This is a genomic window from Actinoplanes sp. NPDC051633 (genome assembly GCF_040681735.1).
Lineage (GTDB): Bacteria > Actinomycetota > Actinomycetes > Mycobacteriales > Micromonosporaceae > Actinoplanes.
This window is the reverse complement of sequence record NZ_JBFAZH010000790.1, coordinates 1-3,693: the sequence shown is the minus strand read 5'-3', so window position 1 is coordinate 3,693 and position 3,693 is coordinate 1. Positions and strand designations below refer to the sequence as shown.

At 70.6% G+C, this 3,693-nt stretch carries 4 protein-coding genes; 3 read left to right on the top strand and 1 reads right to left on the bottom strand.

Annotation, left to right across the window (positions count from 1 at the left end):
* The 3 genes from AB0M20_RS32065 to AB0M20_RS32055 all read left to right on the top strand — a co-directional run.
* A partial coding sequence (locus AB0M20_RS32065; protein WP_364304075.1) for a tetratricopeptide repeat protein occupies positions 1-476 on the top strand: 476 nt, incomplete at its 5' end.
* A gap of 9 nt (positions 477-485) precedes the next feature.
* The gene (locus AB0M20_RS32060) at positions 486-872 is read left to right on the top strand and encodes a hypothetical protein (protein WP_364304074.1); all 387 of its coding nucleotides are present in this window, start codon (positions 486-488) and stop codon (positions 870-872) included.
* 9 nt (positions 873-881) lie between these two features.
* On the top strand, positions 882-2,720 hold the full coding sequence (locus AB0M20_RS32055) for a RiPP maturation radical SAM C-methyltransferase (protein ID WP_364304073.1): 1,839 nt from the start codon (positions 882-884) through the stop codon (positions 2,718-2,720).
* A gap of 16 nt (positions 2,721-2,736) precedes the next feature.
* Here AB0M20_RS32055 and AB0M20_RS32050 read toward each other — a convergent pair whose 3' ends face one another.
* On the bottom strand, positions 2,737-3,303 hold the full coding sequence (locus AB0M20_RS32050; protein WP_364304072.1) for a sigma-70 family RNA polymerase sigma factor: 567 nt from the start codon (positions 3,301-3,303) through the stop codon (positions 2,737-2,739).
* Positions 3,304-3,693: the final 390 nt, after the last annotated feature.

Sequence of the window (3,693 nt, the reverse complement as noted above, 5' to 3'; positions counted from 1 at the left end):
CCCGGCACCAGGACGCTCTGTGGCACGCGGAGCGCTCGCTCGAGCTTTTCCAGCTGGCGGAACACGCCACGGGGCAGGCCCGGGCACTCAATGCGATCGGCTGGTTCAACGGGCTGCTGGGCGAGCACAAGGCGGCGCTGACACGCTGCCACGACGCGCTCGACGTGCTGCAGCGGATCGGCGACCGGTTCGGCGAGGCCGAGACGTGGGACAGCCTCGGTTTCATCAACCGCGAGCTGAAGGACTGGGAGCAGGCGATGGCCTGTTACGGCCGGGCGGTGGACCTCTATCGGGAGCTCGGCGACCGATACAACGAGGCGGACACCACGGCATACCTCGGCGACGCCCTCCTCGCGGCGGGCCGGGCCGAGGACGCGCGGACGACGTGGAAGCAGGCGTTGTCCATATTGGAGCAGCTCGGGCACCCGGACGCCGACCAGGTGCGCGCCAAGATCGACTCAGTCGACAACCACTAGGAGCCAGTCATGGCAACGTTCGTGATGGACAAGAAGAGCGTCAAAAATCTCGCCAGCAAGCTGTTGGCCCAACGTTGGGAGGACAAGGAGGGGGCGCTTCTGTGGGCGGTGTTCGCAGTTGCCGCCGACGTCATCGATCCGAACACCGGCGAGATCGGGACCACCAACCTTGTCCAGGTCGACGAGACCGGCAGAGTGACGGTGGAACTGGACCGCGACTACCCGGCGTTCTTGGCGGCGATCAAGCCCGACCTCCCCGAGCGGATGGCCGAAGCCTTCGCACCCGGGGGACCCGGTGGACCCGGGGGACCGATGACCTTGGCTTCGGGTAGTGCGCCGCCGCCCCCGCCGGGGAAGAAGGTCACCGTCTCGCCCACCAATCTGGTCGGGGAGTAAGGCCCCGCCATGCGCGTGGTCCTGGTGTCGATGCCGTTCGTGGACGTGCACGGTCCGTCGATCCAGCTCGGCCTGCTGAGCGCGATCGCGTCCGGGCGGGGGCACGCCGTGCAGACCTTGCACGCCGGGCTCGACCTGGCCGTCGCCCTGGGCGCCGATCTGTACGACGCCCTGGCGGTGCAGCGCGGCCGGTTGGTCGGGGACTGGCTGTTCGCGGTGGAGGCGTTCGGCAAGGAGGCACCGGATCACGACGCGCGGCTGCTCGACGACTTCGCCGGGGATCTCGCCCACCTGGCGCCGAGGCCGGCCGACGTGCGCCGCATCCTGATCAACGCCCGTGACGTGATCGTCCCGGCGTACCTGGACCAGCTGGCCGGCTCGCCGATCTGGCGGGACGTCCAGGTGGCCGGATTCACCTGCACCTTCCAGCAGAGCGTGGCGTCGTTCGCGCTGGCCCGGCGTCTCAAACGGCGCCGCCCCGAGATCGTCACCGTCTTCGGCGGCGCGAACTTCGACGGCGAGATGGGCCTCGAGCTGGTGCGCTGCGGCGAGGAGATCGACTACGCGGTGATCGGCGAGGGCGACGACGCGTTCCCCGGCCTGCTCGCCGCGCTGGCAGCCGGGACGGACCCGGCGGCGGTGCCCGGTGTGGCCCGCCGCTCGGGTTCCGGCGTGAAGCTGACCCCGCCGGCGCCGCCCAGGGCCGGGCTCGACGACCTGCCGACCCCGGACTACACGGAGTACTTCGACCGGGCGGAAGCACTGGGCGTACTCGAGAAGACCGCGCACCGGACCACCGCGCTGCCCTTTGAGTCCGCCCGCGGGTGCTGGTGGGGCGAGAAGCACCACTGCACCTTCTGCGGGCTCAACGGGACCACGATGCGGTTCCGCAGCAAGTCGCCGGAACGGGTCCTCGAGGAGCTCGCGACGCTGGCCCGCCGGCACCGCAGCTTCACCTTCGACGCGGTCGACAACATCCTCGACGCGCGTTACCTGACCACGCTGCTGCCCGCGATCGTCGAGTCCAGGGCCGACTACCGCCTGTTCTACGAGGTCAAGGCGAACCTCACCAGGGCGCACCTCAAGCTGATGGCCGAGGCCGGTGTGCGCCACATCCAGCCGGGACTGGAGTCGCTCGACTCCGGCGTGCTGGCCCTTATGCGCAAGGGGGTCCGCGCGGCCCAGAACGTCAACGTCCTGCGCTGGGCGACCTACTACGGCATCGCGGTGTCCTGGAACATCCTGTGGGGTTTCCCGGGCGAGACCGATCAGCAGTACGCGGCCCAGGCGGCCGCCATACCGCATCTGATCCACCTGCCCCCGCCGGAGGGCGCGGACCGGGTCTGGATGGAGCGCTTCAGCCCGCTCTTCGCGCAGAACCCCGACCGGGAGCCCGAGGCGAGCTACCGCTACGTCTACCCGCCCACCATGGACCTGGGCCGGATCGCCTACTTCTTCGAGTACGAGCCGGCCGACGCGCTGCCCGCCACGGCGTACCAGGGCGTGCGCGACGGCGTCGCCGCCTGGACCAAGGCCTGGACCAAGGCCTGGGCCGAAACCACGCGGCCCAGCCTGACGTTCTGGTCGGCGCCGGACCTCGTCCAGATCCACGACGGCCGGTACGCCGGACGCGAGGGCACCTACACCTTCGAAGGCACCCTCGCGCGCATCTACCAGGCGGTCAGCGACCGCGCGATGTCCGCGGCCGCCGTCCGCCGCCGGCTCGGCCTGGAGGAGCCCGTCGAGGAGATCGACGAGATCTTCCGCGAGTTCGCCTCGTGCGGCCTGATGTTCCTCGACGGCGATCTCGCGCTGGCCCTCGCCCTCCCGGCCACTCCCGGCAAGTGAGCGTGCGGCCTGCCGCTCAGGCTGCCAGGCCCCACGTCCGGTCCAGACCCTGCTCGGCCAGCAGGTGCTTGAGGCGGTTCAGCGCACGGGCCCGGGTCGGGCCGATGCTGCCGATCGGGATGGCCATGGCGGAGGCCACCTCCTTGTAGGAAGGCTCGGACTCCTGCGCCAGCGCGAGGACGAGCCGCCGCTGGTTGGCCGGCAGCCGGTCGACCAGCCGCCACAGCGTCCGGTTCCGCTCCTCGCTGAAGAGACCGGCGATCAGGCGGTCGCCGTCGTCCTCGCCCACCGCCATCCAGTCGTCGAGCACCTGCTCACGCCCGCGGCGCCGCAGCGTGCCCGCGCACTCACGGCGCATCGTGGTGGCCAGCCACCCGGCTATCCGATCCGGCTCGCGGATCCGCCCGATGTGGTTGAGCAGCCGCATCCACGTCGTCTGCGCCGCGTCCGCGGCCTCCTCGGGGGTGAGGCGGAATCCCGCCGCGATCGACCGCATCATCGGGCCGAACTCCGCGACCAGCTCCGCCCACGCGCTCTCGTCCCGGTCGGCTGCCCGCGAGATCAGGGCCGAGAACTCGGTCATGTGCTCCACCTGCTTCCGGTCCGCCACGGGGGCTGCCCGTAGCTCCTGAGATGACCAGGACAGCGTCGCGCGCGTGGCTGGAGTGACCACTGGAATGACCACTGGAACGGGCACCGGACCGGTGCTCATGGAGGCATTGCTCAGAACCCGCCGGACGGTCCGGTGATACGCGGCGACGTATTTTCCCGCGCGGTGTCCGGCTCGGTACCTGCATCAGGAAGGAGACCGGCATGAGTTCCGACGTCGAGGGCCGCTACCGGTCGCCGATCGTGGGCGATCTCAACCTGCCCCCCGAGGGGACCGCGGGCGACGGCGAGGCCGTCGACCCGGACCGGCGGGTCCCGATGGTGCTCGAGCTCAACGTGCTGTTCCCGGGTGGCCTCTCCGAGG

Bases quoted from the DNA above. Each gene is read 5' to 3' on its own strand.
- AB0M20_RS32060 (WP_364304074.1), top strand. From the start codon at position 486: ATGGCAACGTTCGTGATGGACAAGAAGAGCGTCAAAAATCTCGCCAGC.
- AB0M20_RS32050 (WP_364304072.1), bottom strand. From the start codon at position 3,303: ATGACCGAGTTCTCGGCCCTGATCTCGCGGGCAGCCGACCGGGACGAG.
- AB0M20_RS32055 (WP_364304073.1), top strand. From the start codon at position 882: ATGCGCGTGGTCCTGGTGTCGATGCCGTTCGTGGACGTGCACGGTCCG.